The sequence below is a fragment of the Methylocaldum sp. 14B genome (assembly GCF_002005105.1).
In the GTDB taxonomy this organism is placed as follows: domain Bacteria; phylum Pseudomonadota; class Gammaproteobacteria; order Methylococcales; family Methylococcaceae; genus Methylocaldum.
Genome location: NZ_MSCV01000008.1, coordinates 120,711 through 138,275, shown reverse-complemented (window position 1 = coordinate 138,275; position 17,565 = coordinate 120,711). Strand labels below are relative to the sequence as shown.

General features: G+C 59.6%; 11 protein-coding genes. 6 read left to right on the top strand and 5 right to left on the bottom strand.

Going from position 1 to position 17,565, the window contains the following annotated elements; translation table 11 throughout:
• The first annotated feature begins 217 nt into the window (after positions 1-217).
• On the top strand, positions 218-1,003 hold the full coding sequence (locus B2A78_RS07930) for a PAS domain-containing protein (RefSeq protein WP_077729403.1): 786 nt from the start codon (positions 218-220) through the stop codon (positions 1,001-1,003).
• A 75-nt stretch (positions 1,004-1,078) separates the two neighbouring features.
• The gene (locus B2A78_RS07925; RefSeq protein ID WP_077729401.1) at positions 1,079-3,994 is read left to right on the top strand and encodes a PAS domain S-box protein; all 2,916 of its coding nucleotides are present in this window, start codon (positions 1,079-1,081) and stop codon (positions 3,992-3,994) included.
• Positions 3,995-4,013: 19 nt separating this feature from the next.
• Here B2A78_RS07925 and B2A78_RS07920 read toward each other — a convergent pair whose 3' ends face one another.
• The 3 genes from B2A78_RS07920 to B2A78_RS07910 form a co-directional block, all read right to left on the bottom strand.
• Complete coding sequence (locus B2A78_RS07920; RefSeq protein ID WP_143735105.1) at positions 4,014-4,316, bottom strand: DUF5658 family protein; 303 nt, start codon at positions 4,314-4,316, stop codon at positions 4,014-4,016.
• A 392-nt stretch (positions 4,317-4,708) separates the two neighbouring features.
• A complete protein-coding gene (locus B2A78_RS07915) occupies positions 4,709-5,077 on the bottom strand; it encodes a translation initiation factor Sui1 (protein ID WP_077729397.1) in 369 nt (122 codons plus the stop codon).
• A gap of 636 nt (positions 5,078-5,713) precedes the next feature.
• Positions 5,714-7,699 (bottom strand): cation:proton antiporter, encoded by a 1,986-nt coding sequence (locus B2A78_RS07910; RefSeq protein WP_205780700.1) that lies wholly within the window; start codon positions 7,697-7,699, stop codon positions 5,714-5,716.
• A gap of 463 nt (positions 7,700-8,162) precedes the next feature.
• Between B2A78_RS07910 and B2A78_RS07905 the strand changes: the two genes are divergently transcribed.
• Positions 8,163-9,995 carry a PLP-dependent transferase gene (locus B2A78_RS07905; protein ID WP_077729393.1) on the top strand — a complete coding sequence of 611 codons (1,833 nt, stop codon included), beginning with the start codon at positions 8,163-8,165 and terminating at the stop codon, positions 9,993-9,995.
• 45 nt (positions 9,996-10,040) lie between these two features.
• Positions 10,041-10,382: a hypothetical protein gene (locus tag B2A78_RS07900; protein WP_077729391.1), complete on the top strand. Its 342-nt coding sequence runs from the start codon at positions 10,041-10,043 to the stop codon at positions 10,380-10,382.
• A 206-nt stretch (positions 10,383-10,588) separates the two neighbouring features.
• Here the strand turns inward: B2A78_RS07900 and B2A78_RS07895 are convergent, their stop codons facing one another.
• Positions 10,589-11,185 carry a hypothetical protein gene (locus B2A78_RS07895; RefSeq protein ID WP_077729389.1) on the bottom strand — a complete coding sequence of 199 codons (597 nt, stop codon included), beginning with the start codon at positions 11,183-11,185 and terminating at the stop codon, positions 10,589-10,591.
• Between the two features lie 692 nt (positions 11,186-11,877).
• Here B2A78_RS07895 and glgC point away from each other — a divergent pair.
• Entirely contained in the window at positions 11,878-13,101 is a 1,224-nt protein-coding gene (gene glgC / locus B2A78_RS07890) for a glucose-1-phosphate adenylyltransferase (protein ID WP_077729387.1), read from the top strand.
• Between the two features lie 89 nt (positions 13,102-13,190).
• On the opposite strand, the gene B2A78_RS07885 is transcribed toward glgC, so the two are convergent.
• On the bottom strand, positions 13,191-15,779 hold the full coding sequence (locus tag B2A78_RS07885) for a transporter substrate-binding domain-containing protein (protein WP_240502446.1): 2,589 nt from the start codon (positions 15,777-15,779) through the stop codon (positions 13,191-13,193).
• A 509-nt stretch (positions 15,780-16,288) separates the two neighbouring features.
• Here B2A78_RS07885 and B2A78_RS07880 point away from each other — a divergent pair.
• Positions 16,289-17,404: a hypothetical protein gene (locus B2A78_RS07880; protein WP_143735104.1), complete on the top strand. Its 1,116-nt coding sequence runs from the start codon at positions 16,289-16,291 to the stop codon at positions 17,402-17,404.
• Positions 17,405-17,565: the final 161 nt, after the last annotated feature.

The following is a 17,565-nucleotide window of genomic DNA, read 5'->3' as shown; positions in this document are numbered from 1 at the left end:
ATGGGGCTTTCGGCAAAATTCTTATAATTCTCCTTTTCCTGATGCCCTGCCCGGCACCGCTCTCCGTAGCTAACCGCTTTTGATATTCCGCCCGTCCGAGGGGCGTCCGTTCATTCGGTTAGCCGCCTCTCGACAAAACCTTCACCCCTTCCCGCAACCCGCAGTACACTAACCATTTGTGAACCCGTGACCTGACGTCATATGAGGGAACAACGGAGTGAACGTAAAGCGATTGCTGGGAAACGGATATTCGGTTGCGATCGGAGCGACGGCCTGTGTCAGCGCCATAATTCTTGCACTAGGAGCCATTCTCGATCCACCGCCACCGTTGTCCCTGTTCTTGGTCGCAATAATGTTCGCGGCATGGCATGGCGGAATGAGCGCGGGGTTCGCGGCTACCGCGCTGAGCATGGGGGCAAGCATTTCGCTCCTGGTCATTCTGACCGATTCTATCGACATCCTGAACCCCGCCGAGGCCCTGCGATTGGGACTACTTTTTGGAGTAGGCACAGTGCTGAGCTTTGGGATTTCGCGCCTGCGCAAAGCCGAACGGCGCGCGTTCAGGGCCGCATTGGAGCGCCAGTCGCTGCTCAATCGAGCCTTGGCCGAGCGGCAGCCCCTCGAGGCTGCGCTATACGAACGCGATCAGCTCCTCCAGCTGTCGCAAAAGATCGTCCAGGTAGCGAGTTTTGAGGCCGATCTAAGCCAAGACGCTCGTCACCGTATGTCGCCGCAGTGGTACCAGATTTACGGTATCGCGCCCGAAACTTTCGAACACTCCTCCGATGCCTGGCTGAATCTGGTACATCCGGGCGATCGGGATACCTTGAAGTCGGGTATCGAGACGGCATTCGCGCGGCAAGCGCCGGATTTCAGCAGCGAATTCCGCATCATCCGCCAAAATGACTTCACCGTCCGCTGGATCGAACTGCGCGCCACAATCCGCTACGATGCCGAAGGCCGTCCGGTCCATATGGCCGGAAGCAACATAGACATTACCTAGCGTAAACAGGCCGAACAGACGCTGGCAGCGAGCGAACGGCGGTTCAAGCTGCTAGCCGAAACGTCGGCGAGGCTGTTGGCTACCGATGAGCCGCATACGATTATCGAGGATCTTTGCCTCGCCGTAATGCGCCAACTCGGCTGCGAATGCTTTTTCAATTTTCTGCTCGACGACGCCAAAGGACGATTCCGCCTGAATGCTTCCGCCGGCTTGTCGGCCGAGGAGATTCGCGATCTCGAGTGGCTCGATTGCAACGTGATCGCCTGCGGCTGCTTCGCAGGCGACGGTGAATATGTTGCCGCCGAAAACGTTCGTCATCACGGCGGACTATGTGCTGCCCGTGTCCGAAGCTACGGTATTCAAGCCTACGCCTGCCATCCTCTGCTGGTACAGGGACGCGTCATCGGAATCCTGTCATTCGGCACCAAGACCCGCCCAGTATTTACCGCCGAAGAACTGAATCTGATGAAATCGGTCACCGACCAGGTGGCGATAGCCATGCAGCGGGTTCTCGACCGGCGTTCTCTGCGGGCAAGCGAAGCGCGTTTCCGCACGATCGTGCAGGCCGTCCCGAGCCTTACGTTGGAAAGCGACGCGGAAGGCAACAATACCTTCGTAAGCGAGCAATGGTGCTCTTATACCGGACTGTCCCCGGAACAGAGCGCGGGGCAAGGCTGGCTATCGGCGCTGCATCCCGACGATATCGCGAAGGTTTTGGCCCGGTGGAACAAAGCGGCACGAACCGGCACGTCGTTCGAGAGCCAGTATCGTCTGAGGTCGGCCGACGGCTCGTACAGGTGGTTTATCGCCCGCGCCCTGCCGGATCGCGATGCCGATGGGAAAATCGTCCGCTGGACCGGTTCGCTCACGGATATCGACGATTTGGTACGGACCGAGGAAGCTCTGCGAGCCAGTGAAGCCCGAGCACTCGCAGCCAACGTCCAGATGCGGGCCATCATGCAGACGGCGCGAGTCGCCATCTGCGTCGCCCATGACCCGGAGTGCCGGCTGATCACGGGCAACGTTCAGGCGCATCAATTGCTGGGCGTACCGGAAGGCGAAAATTTATCGGCCGTGCCGGACACGAACGGCGCCGCTCTTTACCGTTTCTTCAACAACGGACGGGAGGTTCCCGCTCAGGATCTCCCCATGTGCCGAGTCTTGAAGACGGGCGAAGTCGTGGAGGACGTGGAACTGGAAATAGTCCGCGCCGACGGCACACGCCGGTTCGTCCTGAGCGCGGCCGCACCGCTATATGACAACACCGGCCGCGTGCAGGGCGCCACGGCCACTTTCCTGGACATCACCGAACGCAAGCAGATCGAGATCGAACGCCAGAAATTTGTTTCCTTCGCCGATCAGAGCACGGAATTTATCGGCATGTGCGACCTGGACTTCCAGCCGTTCTACGTCAACGAGGCCGGTCGGCGCCTGGTTGGACTGGATAGCCTGGAGCAGGCGTGCCGAACGCCGGTGAAGGAGTTCGTCTTTCCGGAAGACCAAGAATTCGTTTATGAAGAATTCTTCCCGCGCGTGCTGCGTGAAGGCCGTGCCGAGGTGGAGATCCGCTTTCGCCATTTTAAAACCGGCGCTACGCTTTGGATGGTTTGCAACGTGTTCTATATCCGGGATACGAACGGCGAACCGGTGGGATTCGCGACGGTGAGCCACGACATTACCGAGCGTAAACAGGCCCAGCAGGCATTGGCGGCAGCGAACGACCGCTTGGCGGCCGATTTGGAGGCTATGACGAGACTGCAAGCGGTCGGTGCGCTCTTCGTACGGGAGGACGGGCTGCCGGTTGTACTCGATCAGATCGTGGAAACGGCTATGGCCATCGCAGGCGCAGATCGCGGCCACATTCAACTGGTCGACACGCCGTCCGGCTCTCTCCGGATCGTTGCTCAGCGAGGCTTCGGGCCGGCTTACGTCGATTTCTGGCATAGTGCCCATGTGGGGCCGGGGCCCTGGGGCGCTACGATGGAATGGGTAAAGCGCGTGATCGTGGAGGACGTTACCCGAAGTCTTATCTTTAACGACGCGCGGGAGCTTCAGGCGATCCTGAACGCGGGGGTGCGCGCGGTCCACTGCACCCCACTGCTGAGCCGCGGCGGCCGATTGTTCGGCGTGCTTTCGACCCACTACGGAACACCCCACTGGCCGGACGAGCGGGCATTGCGCCTGCTCGACCTGTTGGCGCGTCAAACCGCGGATATTATCGAACGAGCCCAGACCGAGACCGCTCTCAAAGAGGCCGATCTTCGCAAGAACGAATTCATCGCCATGCTGGGCCATGAGCTGAGAAATCCGCTCGCCCCGATCCGCAACGCGGCTCATTTGATACGCAAGTTCGCCCCGCCGAACCCGAGGATGCAATGGGCGCAGGAAGTCATCAACCGACAAGTGGATCACCTGACCCGGCTGGTGGACGACCTTCTGGATGTCTCACGGATCGTTCAGGGCAAATTGAAGCTTCAGAAAACGCCGGTGGATCTCACCGCCCTTCTTCATCAAACCATGGAGGCCACTAAACCGCAGCTCGATGCCCGCCGCCATCTGCTTACCGCGGCCCTGCCGAAATATCCCTTATGGTTCGAGGCCGATCCGGTGCGCTTGACGCAAATGGTTTCGAACTTGCTGGATAATGCCAACAAATATACCCCCGCGGGGGGACGGATCTGGCTCGGCGTGGATCATACGGGTAACGAGGTCGCGATTTCGGTGCGCGACAACGGCGAAGGTATCCCCAGCGCGCTGCTGCCGCATCTTTTCGACGTGTTCACCCAATCGGAACGGACGCTGGATCGCGCTCAGGGCGGGTTGGGTCTCGGATTGACCATCGTACAGAAGATCGCGGAATTGCACGGAGGGCGGGTGGAGGTAAAAAGCGAAGGCCCCGGCAAGGGCAGCGAATTCATCGTGCGGCTGCCGCTCGGCGACTGCAAAGCGGAGACGGAAGCGAAACCGGCGTGTAACGTACAGAGCGCTTGATCGCCGGCTGCCGTCAGTACTACGCCTCGATAACCAACATCACATTGTTCGTCACGACCCAGCTGTAAAAGGCAACGGACGAAGTCAGGGTCGCCTTGATCCAGCGGCTTCTCACCTTATGCCGGTCGCTGAATAAAAACGCGATGAACGCTAGGCCCGCGGCCTTGATCAGGACAATCGAATATCCGAGCCCCACCAGTTCGGCGGAAAAATTAAGAACAGGATTCGCTTCTTCCAAACCGGAAAAGCTCAGCCCGAAGTAAGTCACTATTCCATCTGCGACTTGCAAGAGTGCGAACAGGATTATCAATATGGCGTACATACAATGGCTCCAAAGTTTCGACACGGAATGCCGGTCCTCGGCATTGCCGCGCACCAAAAGATCACCCAACGGCGAAATATCGTCTCTTCCAGTATGGAAAAATGACAGGCGTTATGCCTTCGACCCTTTCTGTCCCGATTGATGCAAGTCGTGTTCCATAAGGCGGGATAAATTGATGGCGGAAAACGCATCAAGAATCGCGGGTCTGCCTCCCGACAATATTAGCCCGCATTTCTCTCTTCTCCTGCCGCGCGGTCCGTACGATGCACTGGCTGCGGCAAAATGTGAGAAATAGGGCTTAGAAGTAGAGCATAGCAGAAGAATATCATCGAATGCTAATAGCATTAAAGTGGTGCATTGCCGGATATTCATCGACCGAGACGGTGATTGATTCAGCCACCTGACCGCTTGACGGTCCAGCCCTGTTTGGACAGGTCTTCTACGACCCGTTCGCGATGGTCTCCCTGAATCTCGATGACGCCGTCCTTGACGGTCCCGCCGGAACCGCAGCGCTGCTTGAGCTGTTTGCCCAAGTTTTCAAGCGCCGTGGCGTCCAGCGGAACCCCCGTGATTACCGTCACGCCCTTGCCTTTGCGTCCCTTGGTTTCCAGGCGCACCCGCACGATGCCGTCCGATTTCGGCGCCGGCGGGTCTTTCTTGCAACGGCATTCGGCGACGGGTTTGCGACAGGCCGGGCACATCCGTCCAAATTCGGTGGAATATACGAGACCGCCGTTTGCCGGGTGTTTTCGTGAACTCATAGTGTTATTCGATTATGACCGAACGCTCGGACGCTAGGAGGGCAACTCATTTCCGACTAGCGACCAATAGGCATTTCCCTTACCCGCCGCGACCCAGAGAACAACTTTCCGGCAAAGTGCGGAATTCGTCAACCGCGCCCGGGCGTTTTTGGCCAACGGCTGCGGCGGCGCTTTTCTGATGCATGTAGTTCCGTTCGGGATACCAGCTTGAAAGTTTATCCACTGTCAAGACTTGACAGGAACTTCAGCAAGCGGCGACTTATCACTGCTCCCCGTAAATTATTAATTCATTATTTCGTAATAAATTAAAACCTCAGAATCAACTACTTACGTTTTATCTTGCTGCGAAACCAGGACCTGAAAAAAACCTAGCCAGGCTAACTTAAAGCCCCGTGAGATCAGGTCCCGTCCGTTTTACCCCCACACTTATCCACAAGGTTGTCCACGGAATCTGTGGATAGTCAAAAAAGCCGCACGCCGGCCTCTCGCAACAATAACCCTTCTCCTAACACCAATTTCACCGCCTGTTCGCGGGTTCTTTGGTATACGTTCCTTTCGGTAACTTTTGCATTCAACACTTCCATCGCATAGTTTGAAACTTTGATGTCCTCTTTTTCCGGCTTACCTCACATCGATTCAAGCTTGCTGATGCGCAGCCAATAACCGCTCGACAGCCTCGATCTGCTCAGGATTTCCGAGCAGGCCGATGCGGTCCCCCGGAAGAAATACGGTCTGGGTGGACGGGTTCACCACGAGTTCGTTCTTGCGTTTGATGGCCACCACGTTTGCGCCGGTGCGCGCCCGGAACGCAGCTTCGCCCAGTGTCTGCCCTACCATCGGGCTTTCCGCGGGTATTTTTCGCCAGGAAATGTCGATCAACTCGTGGGCATCGAGCAAGTCTCTCAGCAGCGCGTGCTCGCCGTGTGCCTTGACCAGCGCATCGTAGTGCTCGCGCCGAACCGTGTCCGCGTAATGCCGCACTTCATGCAACGGAAACCCCAGCTGCAACAAGGTGTGCCGGATCACCTGCAAACTGCCTTCGAGCTCCGGATGGATCACCAGTTGCGCACCCAAGTCGGAAAGCCGTTTGACGCCGGCCCGGGTTGCGGCGCGAGCGATGATCGGAAGGTCCGGGGCGATGTCCCGGGCTGCCGCAACCGTCAGTTCGGTGGCGGCTTCCTCGGACAAGGTCACCACGAGCAGACGGGCCCGGTGCAGCGCGGCGTGAGTCAGAATGTCGGAATTGGCGGTATCGCCCAGGAGCGTGGGAATGCCCCTTTTCGACAACCGTTCGATCCGGTGGATGCGGGAATCGATCACCAAATAAGGAATCCCCAGTTCGCCCATGATATCGACGATGTGCGAACCGACCCGCCCGTAGCCGACCACCACCACATGATCGGCCACGGAGTCCTCCACCGGCGTCTGCGTCGAGCCGTGCCGATTCAGCCATCGCCACAGTGGCCGGATGGCCCGCAAACTGCGCTGCAGCGGGTCGACTGCGTGCAGCATGAGCGGATTGACGACGATGGATAGCAATGCAGCCGCCAGAATCGTCGAATGTTGCCCCTCGTCGAGAAACCCGAGGCGCAGCCCGGTCTGATCCAGAATGAAGGAAAATTCGCCGATCTGACACGAGCCCGCCGCCACGACGAGAGCGGTGCGGGCCGGTCGAGGGAACGGCAAGACCCAAAGCCCCGAGACGATGAACTTTCCGATGACCACCAGACCGGTGAGAATGAGGACCGGTTCGAGGTGCTGCACCAGAAAGCCCGGATCCAGAAGCATGCCGACGGATACGAAGAACAGGACGGAAAAGGCCTCCCGGAACGGCAGCAGATCGGATGTGATGCGATGACTGAGCGGCGATTCGCTGACCACCGCGCCCGCGACGAAAGCGCCCAATGCCAACGAAACGCCGAACAACTGCGAGGCGCCCAGGGCAATTCCCAAAGAGATCGCCAGGATGGCCAAAACGAAGAGTTCACGGGAGCGGGTATGGGCCACCCGCAGCAACAGCCAGGGAATGAAGCGCGTGCCCACGAACAACATGAACACGAGAAAGCCTAAAGCGGACAGCAAAGCCAGGCCGAGGGTGTTCCAATTTATGGATTCTCCGGTGTCAGCCAGGTTAGGCATGATCATGATGATCAGAACGGTGGCGATGTCCTCCATGACCCGCCAGCCGACCGCGACCTGTCCGTCCGGGGTATTCAGCCAGCCGCGGTCCATGAAACCGCGCAGCATGACGATAGTGCTGGCGATGGAAAGCACGAAACCCAACACCAACCCCGCCATGGGCGTCCAGCCCCAGAGCTGGCTGAGCCCGAACCCCAAAGCCAGCATGGTCAGCATTTGTCCCAGCGTGCCCACGACGGCGATGTCGCGCACTTTCCACAGATCCGCGAAGGAAAAATGAAGGCCCACGCCGAACATCAGAAAGACGATGCCCAATTCGGCCAATTGGTTGATGGTTTCGGGATCGGCTAAATACCCTGGCGTAAAAGGACCAATGACGACGCCCGCCAGCAGATAACCCACGATGGGCGGCAGGCCTATGCGTTGAACGATCAGCCCGCCCAGAAACGCGAAGCTCAGCGTAGCGGCGATATTTTCAAGCAAACTCAGACTGTGCATATGTGGGGATATAGGCGATCAACGGATTTGCCTCATGCCAGTCATCGCGCAAGGGGAACTTTCGCGCGGTCTGAAAAATTCGACCTGCGGCGGCGATACCCCGCTCCATCTGCCGAACCGTTCGGAACGGCTACTGCTTGGAGCTCGCACGGGGTTGGTTGCGATGCCATCCTCGCCCTCGGCCAGGACATCACGACTGGGTTAGTGTACCGAAAAGTGACAGGTACTCGTGCGACGATCCGCAAAAATCGGCGAAGTGCCTGCAAGAGCCGTCGAGCAGACCACGGGAGACGAACACATTTACCGAACTAGTCCCTTCCCGCCCCAAACAGGGGCACAACAGCACCTTATGCGAGCGGATCGACCGCCGATTTGGTCTAATGATTGCCGAAGGCGACCGATCGGCTGTCGCCTCATTGCAAGCTAGATCAAGAGGAAGAGTCGAATTATGGACAACACCGGATTAGCTTCGCCTCCGAGGCCCCGTGAACCGGCGCAGCCGGGCGATGCCTTCGAGAGCATCGATCGCCTGCGCATTCTCTCGCCACGACGGAAATCGACGGCGGCTCGCTCGCTCGATGAACTGGTAGAGGAGCAGCTCGCCCATTTCGGCATCGATCCCCAAACGACTTTCGGCCAAACGCTGGCACGCGTGTCGCGGCGGATGTACGAGAGCTGCGCCGATATCGACCGGCTTTGGGTCGAAACCGCGGAGACTGTCCAAAGCCTGGATCGTTCCGACCGGATCGCCTATTTCAACGCGAAAAAGTTCCTCTCGTTTCAACTGGCGAAATTGCTCGACAACTTGCAGCGCCCTAACCGGCGCTGTTACCAGAGCCTGAATTACAGTACCGCGACGACCGCCAGCAAAGGACCTTACAGCGTCTTCGACAACGTTCCCGCGATTTTCTCCGCGAATCCGGTCATTACCCGCACGGCGACGTACGTCTACGCCTGCGCCGAGTGGATAGAAGACGCCTTCCAGGGCAAGGAGCGGCTTCTGGAAATCTATTCGCGACTGCTTAACCCGACATCGATCGCATTGGCCCATCACATCGTCGATCTTGAAGCCGGACCTTATGCTAACGAGTATTTCGCCTGGAACTTCAACAGCGGAATGGCCGCCATCGACGGAGTGCTGTCGCACGTTCTCGGACGCGACGACATTCTGATCACCAGCCGTAATGTCTACGGCGGCACTCATCAGCTCATCCACCACTGGTTCGCTAAATCTGCGAACCTGGAAATCGCCGTCGAAACCTTCGACGGCTATACCGTCGACGATTTCCTGAAAGCCTGGCAGCGTGCTCTCGCCGGATACGCCGACCGTTTCTCGGCCGGGCGGCGCGCCTACGTCTACCTCGAATCGCCGTGCAACCCGCACGGCTATGTGCTGGACGTGCCGGCCATCTGCCGGGAAGCCCACCGGCTCGGACTGCGCATCATTCTCGATTCCACCGTCGGCACACCCTTCCTCTACACCCCGCTGCAGCGCAAAGATCGCGCGGAACGCCCGGATTTCGTCATCCACAGTTATACCAAGGATCTTTCCGGCAGCGGCTCGGTTATCGCCGGCGTCGTCATCGGGCGCAACGAAGACATGTTCACCCCCAAAGGCGATTCGATGAACGGCGTTCCGTGGAACGAAACCCTGTTCTGGAACGTGTATTACGTCAAGGGCGCGTTTCTCAACGCCGATGCCGCTTTCGACGTACTCCAGGGACTGCGTACGCTGGATGTGCGCATGCTCAAGAAATGCATCAACACGCAGATACTCGCTCGATTCTTGGCCGCCCATCCGAATATCACGGTCCACTGCAACGCGCTGCCCGACAATCCCAACCGCGAGATCATGAAGAGGACCGCGACGCTCGGGCTGCCCGCGCCGCTGTTCACCCTGGATATGGGCGATTTGCCTCGGGAAGCTTTCCAGCGGTTCTTCGACAACCTCTCGCCGACTTTCGGCCATATGATCAGCCTCGGCCAGAGCAACACGATCGTGGCCTGCCCCGCCCTGACCACGCATTCGGAGCTGGACGAAAAAGCGCTGCGCGAAGCCGGCATCTCGCCGACCACCATTCGCGTCGCCGTCGGCGACGAGGACCCGCTCGATCTGATTCTGCATTTGATCGGCACGGCCCGGCTGACGCTCGACCCGGTCGTACCGGGTTTCTCCGAAGGCTTCGGATCATGGGCGGCGGCGCGGGAGCTGGTTCGAACGACTTATCTGGACTCGCACCGGAAATACATCGAGGCGAAGACCGCTCAAAGCTCCGAGTGAAATATAATTCCTAAGGAACTCCAGGCTTACGCGAGGCGCGAATCCATGAAAAAGCGGCTGGGCATGATGTGCTTGATCTCCGGGCTGACGGGATGCGCCCACTCGTTGTCGGAGCCGACCGCAAGGTCCATTTATTTGCCCAGCGGCGAACCGGCCTATCAGATCACCTGCGAAGAGCGAGGGCTCGCGAAAGACAGCTGCTATCGGAAGGCCGGCGATCTCTGCGGGACGCGGGGATACGACGAAATCGGTTTAAACGACGAACGGCAGATGAATGAAATTTTCGATATGGTGACGGGAGCCATCCGGCAGGGAAAAACGGCGCCCATCGTCGAAAAAACGATCGTGATCCGGTGTAAACGGCCGTCGGCCGGAGCTCGCCTGTAGCGAAGGCGGTATATGTCGTGCATCCGCTAAAGCGGCGCACGGCTCCCACATTTTCCGGTCTGGTATAGCACTTCCTGGCTATAGTAGGTCGGGAATCCCTTCCCGACACCCTGGGTCGGCAAGCGGGCCTTGTCGGCAAAGGATTGCCGACCTGCGATCTGTTCGGCGCCTTCAGTCGCGGGCTGAAGCCCGCTCCCACATACCGTCTAACGCCCATCATTCTCTTCGTCCCGACGTCTCTGCCGAATGAGGCGGCGCGACATCGGTTTCGCCTGCTTGACCTCGATCACGCGATCGAGCTGAGGCGGCGCGCCTTGGCCAGTCTTCTGCTGGTACGCCAGGGAGTCCTGCCGGCTGCGAACGAGATAACCCGCGACCGCGCCGCCGGCAGCGGCGAACGTCAGCAAACCCACCGTCACCAACTCGATAGCCAAAAGGATCGCTCCAACGCTCAGGAGAGCGAAAAGTCCGAGGCCGAGTTTGATATTGGCCCTGCGGTTGGCACGGCTCACTTCGCGGACCAGCCGCTGATGAGTTTCCTCGAGCGTCGCCCGCTTATCGGTTTCCGCGGCGACCAAGAGATTCTCCCGTTCTCGGGCAAAGCTGTTCCGGGCTTCGGCCAGTGCGTCTTTCTTCACATGATCGGCGATAGAGCCGAACCACACGGAAATCAGCAGCGTGATGATGAAGGCGAGCAACCCGAGCGGAACCCAGTCCGTCTCGCCGGAAGCCCCTCTCGCCGCCATTACCACGCCGACCGTCGCCGCTTCCACGACGAGGATTCCGGGCAAAAACCTGAACATGGACATCGCGTTGATACCTTAGGGATATGGATCGGTTAAAGACCTGGCTTGGAGTCTGGTACCAGTTAAAGCGTTCCTCGAGCAGGTCTCTGCCGAGACATACCGAACCCGTCGCGTTCATAAGGAGGCAAATCGTGGCGGAAATTGCCGACAAGGTCCAGCCCGCATATCTCACATCCCTCCAATCGCAAACGGTCGTCCTGGGAGCGCCAGGACGACCCTTCCAATCGCAAACGGGAACTTTGGGAGCACCAAAGTCCCCCTTCCAATCGCAAACGGTCGCTTTAGTCGCGACCCTTCCAATCGCAAACGGTCGCTTCGCTCGCTGTGGCGCACCGTCTTTGCGCTGCGCCCTCCGGTTGCGCACAACGTCCAGGGCGGACTTCCTTGGCCGCCCGCTCGGCGGGCCCATCCTTCAGCGGAGGATGGGCTTCTCCGCCTCGCCCCTCTCGCCGGCTCGACGTCGTAGGTCGGGAATCCTTTGCCGACACACATTCGTCGGCAAAGGATTGCCGACCTACCACTACGCCGTCGCTCGGTCCGTGCGGCGCGCCTCGACGCCCTCGCGACGAAGAGGTGTGAGAAATGCGGGCTAGCCGTCAGTAATCGTCCGTATTGCCAGGGACATCCGGAAAGAGAATCGTGTTCGTTTGCTATCCAAGCTGTTCAACTAAAACAACAGAGGCCTAACAATGGCGCCCCCCAAAGTCTTGGCCATGGTCTTGGCCGGCGGCGCGGGCAACCGCCTTCTTCCACTCACGGCTGAACGTTCGAAACCGGCGGTTCCGTTCGGCGGCCGGTATCGCATCGTGGATTTCGTGCTGAGCAATCTGGTCAACTCCGAAATCCATTCGATTTACCTGCTCGTCCAATACAAGTCCCAATCCTTGATCGAGCATGTGCGCAGGGCTTGGTCGATATCTCATTTGATTGCGGGACATTTCGTCACCGTCGTGCCTCCCCAGATGCGGGACGGACCGGACTGGTTCCAAAGCACCGCCGATGCGGTCCACCAGAATCTGGGGCTGATCGATCATCACCGCCCCGACGTGGTGGCCGTGTTCGGGTCCGATCACGTCTATCGCATGGACATCAATCAAATGGTCCGCTTTCATCTCGATCAACACGCGGATGTCACCGTCGCCGCTCTGCCCATGCCGCTGGAGCAATGCTCGGCCTTCGGCATCATCCGTCCCGATCATGCCGGGCGGGTGGCGGAGTTCGAGGAAAAACCGGCCAGTCCGAGGCCGATGCCCGGCAATCCCCGGAGAGCGCTCGCGTCCATGGGCAATTACATCTTCAGCACCGAGGTATTGATCGACACGCTCAAAGCCATTCGGCCGTGCAGCGAACAGGATTTCGGGCGGGACGTCCTGCCGCGGCTGATCCACACGCATAAGGTGTGCGTTTACGATTTCGCCTTGAACCAGGTCCCCGGAATCAAACCGTACGAAGAGCAGCCTTACTGGCGCGATGTCGGCACGATCGACGCTTATTTCGCGGCCCATATGGATATGCTGGGCGAGGAGCCGCGCTTTGAAATTTTCAATCCGAGCTGGCCGATCTATTCCGACAATTATCTCGGCCCGGACACCCGCATCATCGACGGCGAAGTCCGGAACAGCATTCTCGGCGCGGGCACCATTATCCGGGGCGCCAGGATCAACCGTTCGGTGATTCGGCGCGAAGTGATCGTCGAGCCGGACGCGGATATCGACGAGTGCATCATCATGGATTACACCGTCATCGGCCGGGGCTCGAAACTTCGCCGGACCATCGTCGATCGCTACAACATCATTCCGCCCGGTTCCGTCATCGGCGACGGACGATATCTCGACAAGAACCAAAGTCCGGCATCCCCGCCCCGGATCACCATCGTACCGAAAGGCAAGCGCGGACCGGCTTCGGTCTATTGACCGACCGGCCGGAACGCTCCGGCTTTCCGGCGCGAACAACCCGCACCGGATACTGGCCGTAGGGCGATTGCAAGCCTTACGTCCCGACCTCAAGATGACGGCCCAAGCAGCGAGATCCGCCGCTCGCCGGCGCCGCCCCGAACGGCAAGAGGATGAACCGCCGGGTATTCCGGCAAGCGCGGCAGGCGGATCGCAAACTCGCTACCCTTACCCAGTCCCTCGCTTAAAGCCCATACGTCGCCGCCGTGCATCGCCACCAGGCGTTTCACCAGGCAGAGGCCGATCCCAAGGCCTCCTTCGGCCCGGTCGAGGGTGTGATCCACCTGATAAAACAGGTCGAACAGGCTGGCTGCCTGCGCGGGATCGATGCCGCGGCCGGTGTCGCGGACCCGAATCGTGACATCGCATTCGGACGGCTCGACGGTCAGAGTGATCTGCCCCCCTTCGTCCGTGTACTTGGCGGCATTGTTGAGCAGATTCGACACCGACTGCGCCAGACGGACCAGGTCGCCCTCGACGCTGACCGGTTCCGGCGGAAGATGCACGGCGAATCGATGCCGACGGGCCTCGATCAGCGGCCGACTGGTCTCCACCGCCCGCTGCACGATATCGGCCAGGGCAAGCGGTTCTTTCTTGAGTTCGATCTTCCCGCGGCTGATCCGGGAGACATCCAGGAGATCGTCCACCAGCCGGGTCAAGTGCTCGACCTGGCGATCGATCACGTCTCGCGCCCATGGCAGCTTGGCATCCGCCGCCCCCAGCCTGCGCATGATTTGAACGGCGTTGCGGATCGGCGCCAGGGGATTTCGGAGTTCATGGGCGAGCATGGCCAGGAATTCGTCCTTGCGCCGGTCGGTTTCGCGTAACGCATCTTCGGCCTGTTTGCGCTCGGTGATGTCGACCACGTGCGCCACGAATCCTCGGACCCGCCCTGCCGCATCGAGATCCGGGGAGTACGTGGCGTGAATCCAGCGCTTTCCGCCTTCGGCGTAGGACACCGGAATTTCGAAAGCGACCCGTTCTCCCGTCAGAGCCCTCTCGACATAAGGAGCGAGGGACTGCCACGCGGCTTCGCCGTGGACATCCCAGATACGACGCCCATACATCTCTTTACAGCCGTAACCGAACCATTGCTCATAGGCCTTGTTGACGCGGCGGTATCGGCCGTCGGCATCGATATAGGACATCAGGGCCGGGGCATTGTCCATGGTTACGTGCAAGAGGTCGCGTGCCTCCTCCGCTTCCCGTCGTGCCGCCTCCAGTTCGGCCGTGCGCTCGGCGACGCGCTGTTCCAGCGACGCATTGGCTTCCCTCAGGGCCTGCTTGGCCCGATTGATCTCGGTGACATCGATGCCGACCTCCATGATCATCGGAGAACCATCCGTGTCGGTAAACGGAAAATCGTGAATCTGGTAGTCGTAACCGTCCGGGCCGGTCCACTCCCAATCCAGAGGCGCGTCCGTCTTCAGGACCTTGAAAGTCTCACAGACCTCGCAAGGCTCGGCGCGGTTGAACAGGTAGTCGTGGCAGCGCCGCCCGAATGCCTTGCCGTAGCGCTGTTCGAAGAAGCGATTGGCGAACACGATCCGGTAGTCTCGCGACAGCAATACCACGGAAACCGGAAGCGCCTGCAGCACGTCATGCAGCCGCTCGCGTTCCGCCTGCACGGCCGCGACGGCCCGGCCCAGTTCCGCGGTGCGGAGCGCCACCTGCCGGCGCAGTTGTCTGGTCCAAAGGCCCAGGAGCGCGAGCAGGACGGCGATCGCTCCCGCGCCCCAGGCGACGTGTTTGACCGGAAACGTCGGGGTTTCGTAGATGCCCAGCCATTTCCTGTAAAGCCGATCGTACTCCCCGTTCGCCTTGACGATGGCCAGACCCTGGTCGAGACGGTCGCGCAGTTCGGTATGGCCCTTGCGCACGGCAAAGCAGAACTCCCGCCGGTAATCCCTGAGCAGCGGACCGGCTTCGATGACTCCGGCGAGCCCGCTCGTCTGCACCAGCATGTCTCCCTGCAGCCTCGGCGCCAGCACCGCGTCGTGCTGCCCCGATGCCAACAGACGAAAGCCGTCGGCCAGATTGTCGACGATCACCAGTTGATGGGTGAAGCCGCGGCTGACGAGGGCCTGGTGAGCGGCATCCGAGCGCAAGACGATGATGCTCAGGCCGCGGGCCTGGCCGACGGCATGAATGTGCGGACGATCCTTGCGGACAAAGAAACTGTCGTATCCGATGGTATGCGGCCGGGTGAATTCCACTTGCCCTTCACGTTCGTCGATGCGTGCGGCCAGGGGCAGAGCATCTAGTTCGCCCGCCTTTAAGGCTTGCCAGATGGTGTCCCATCGGCCCGGACGGAAAGTGACGGGAATATCCACCGCCGCAGCCGCCGCGGCGAACAGCTCGACGGCGAAGCCGGTCGGTCGGCCCTCGGCATCGACATCGGCATAGGGCGGAAAGCCGATCTCCGATCCGACAACGAGAGGACGATCCGGCTCGGCCCGGACCAAGCAGGGCACGATCAAGCACAGGAAGAGCGTTAGTCGCACGCTCCACGGTACGAGCCACCGCCGAAACCACGCCGCCGAGTTCAGTCCGAAACCGGCTTTCGGATGCACCCGAACGGTGGGTCGGCAAGTCTGTCCCAGGTCTTTTCGAACGGCCACGGCGATGTCCATGTTCATTCCCTGGAAACCGCAAACAGCGCGGCGCTGTGTCTCCCAAACCGCACTGTCAGACGCATAGCGTGATTACCCCGGCCGCGCTGCTCAACTATCGCAGAGAACATGTTTGTTGTAATTCAAACAGCATTGCCCCATAGAGCGATTGTCATGCTCTAAGTTCAAAGCCCGTTTGCGATTCGTTCCGTCCCGCATACAGACGCCAGCGTCGTGCCTGAAAACCAGCGAAACGATAGAGCTTCCCTAAGAGCGCTGGTGTCCATACTGCCTGGAAGATGTGTCTACCGCAAGGTACGGGCACTCTACGCAAATTCTCGGGTCCGATGCGAATGGTCCGATGCAAAACCTGTCTAAAGGTTTTACATCTTTTTCTCCGACCGAACTTCGTGTGTCGGCTGCGAGGCCGTGCCGGATAGGCGTTTCTATCGGGGATCGTCTCGCCATAGCGGCAGCGTGGACTTGGAGGCCGCATAAACGGCGGCTGTCTCTCACATCGACAGGGATGGATAATCATGACAAACGATTACGGAAAAAGGATGCGCCTGATGGCGGTACTCAATGGCGCGGTCATGGCCTTGGCCTTACAGTCGCCCGCGGTTTCCGCCAGGACTCTCGGTATGGTGGCGGATAACACCGAATCCACGGTCACGGTATTCGATGCGGACACCGATAGCGTGCTGGGAACGGTGCCCATACCTCCGGGCACCATCGGCGATGTGCTCATCACGCCGGATCAGAAACGGGGTTTTGTGACCAACTTCAATAATGAAGTTTCCGTCATCGACTTGACCGCATCTCCTCCCCGCCTTGCCGAGGGCACCAATCCGATTCGCATCTCCAATTTTGGCGAGGATCTGTCGATCAGCCCCGACGGCAAATATTTGGTGGCGTCCGATGGCAACGCCGTTCAACCGATTTCGGTCATCGATATCGCCGCCCAGCGCGAAATCCAAACCTTATCGGTGGACTCCGACACCAATTCGGTGGATATCTGCCGCGACGGTTCGGTGCTGGCGACCTCTACCAGCGGGACGGTGCGCCGGCTGACGATCGATGGCGACGGCGCCTTAACGGATACCGGCGAGGTCTTGTCTCTCAATGACGAACCCAACAACGTCTTTTGCGCCCCGGACGGTCGCTCGGGTCTCGTCGTCACCACTTTGTCCGGCGATATAACCTCGTTTACGGTGCCGGGGTTGAAGCGAGTCAATACAAGCGCCCTATCCGGGAACTTCGGAATTTCGGGCTTCGTCGATCCGGCCGGGGACCGGGTTTTTGCCAGAAGCAGCTACGACGGTTTCGTGGATGTTTTCTCTTATAAGGCCGCGACAGCGGAATTGGGCGCCAGGCCGCAGTTGTCGATTCCAATTTCGGTGACGTTCGGATTCTACGGGATGGATCAAATGGCACTGCATCCGAACAGGACCAAGCTGTACGTCCCGGAATACTTCGCCAACGCCCTGAACGTGTACGACGCCGACACCGGCGCCTTGCTGACTTCCATTACCGATCCGAATATCGTGGAGCCGACAGGGGTAGCCGTCGCTACGCCGACCGACGGCGGCAACGATCACGATAATGATGAAGGCGACGACGACGGCGCTACGGACGGACAGCGGCGACGATAGGGTCGATGGAGCGGCACCTTTGATCGCGAACGGTGATCGCTGTGCAAACGGCCGGGAAGATTCCGTCCTAAACAGCAATCGGCGATATCGCGGGATCGTTTTAGAAATCGCCCCGCATACCGGCAATGGCGGAACGATACGCTGACCAGGAAATAAAAAGT

Bases quoted from the DNA above. Each gene is read 5' to 3' on its own strand.
- B2A78_RS07920 (WP_143735105.1), bottom strand. From the start codon at position 4,316: ATGTACGCCATATTGATAATCCTGTTCGCACTCTTGCAAGTCGCAGAT.
- B2A78_RS07915 (WP_077729397.1), bottom strand. From the start codon at position 5,077: ATGAGTTCACGAAAACACCCGGCAAACGGCGGTCTCGTATATTCCACC.
- B2A78_RS07905 (WP_077729393.1), top strand. From the start codon at position 8,163: ATGGACAACACCGGATTAGCTTCGCCTCCGAGGCCCCGTGAACCGGCG.
- B2A78_RS07900 (WP_077729391.1), top strand. From the start codon at position 10,041: ATGAAAAAGCGGCTGGGCATGATGTGCTTGATCTCCGGGCTGACGGGA.
- B2A78_RS07895 (WP_077729389.1), bottom strand. From the start codon at position 11,185: ATGTTCAGGTTTTTGCCCGGAATCCTCGTCGTGGAAGCGGCGACGGTC.
- glgC (WP_077729387.1), top strand. From the start codon at position 11,878: ATGGCGCCCCCCAAAGTCTTGGCCATGGTCTTGGCCGGCGGCGCGGGC.
- B2A78_RS07885 (WP_240502446.1), bottom strand. From the start codon at position 15,779: ATGAACATGGACATCGCCGTGGCCGTTCGAAAAGACCTGGGACAGACT.
- B2A78_RS07880 (WP_143735104.1), top strand. From the start codon at position 16,289: ATGACAAACGATTACGGAAAAAGGATGCGCCTGATGGCGGTACTCAAT.